2 rRNA genes are annotated in these 711 nt (G+C 43.2%); both read left to right on the forward strand.

From position 1 onward, the window contains the following. Positions 1 to 56 (forward strand): 16S ribosomal RNA (locus HCJ30_RS14185); the annotation flags it as partial. A gap of 246 nt (positions 57 to 302) precedes the next feature. Continuing rightward, positions 303 to 711 (forward strand): 23S ribosomal RNA (locus tag HCJ30_RS14190); the annotation flags it as partial.

A 711-nucleotide genomic window follows, 5' to 3' on the forward strand; every position in this document is an offset into this window, starting at 1 on the left:
GGGTGAAGTCGTAACAAGGTAGCCGTATCGGAAGGTGCGGCTGGATCACCTCCTTTCTAAGGAAAAGGAAACCTGTGAGTTTTCGTTCTTCTATATTTGTTCAGTTTTGAGAGGTTAGTACTTCTCAGTATGTTTGTTCTTTGAAAACTAGATAAGAAAGTTAGTAAAGTTAGCATAGATAATTTATTATTTATGACACAAGTAACCGAGAATCATCTGAAAGTGAATCTTTCATCTGATTGGAAGTATCATCGCTGATACAGAAAATCAGAAAAACAACCTTTACTTCGTAGAAGTAAATTGGTTAAGTTAGAAAGGGCGCACGGTGGATGCCTTGGCACTAGGAGCCGAAGAAGGACGGGACTAACACCGATATGCTTTGGGGAGCTGTACGTAAGCGTTGATCCAGAGATTTCCGAATGGGGGAACCCACTATCTTTAGTCGGATAGTATCCTTACGTGAATACATAGCGTAAGGAAGGCAGACCCAGGGAACTGAAACATCTAAGTACCTGGAGGAAGAGAAAGAAAAATCGATTTCCTGAGTAGCGGCGAGCGAAACGGAAAGAGCCCAAACCAAGAAGCTTGCTTCTTGGGGTTGTAGGACACTCTATACGGAGTTACAAAAGAAAGTTATAAATGAAGCGGTCTGGAAAGGCCCGCCAAAGACGGTAACAGCCCGGTAGTTGAAATGGCTTTCCCTCCAGAGTG

Source organism: Listeria cossartiae subsp. cossartiae (assembly GCF_014224155.1).
Classification (GTDB): Bacteria; Bacillota; Bacilli; order Lactobacillales; family Listeriaceae; genus Listeria; species Listeria cossartiae.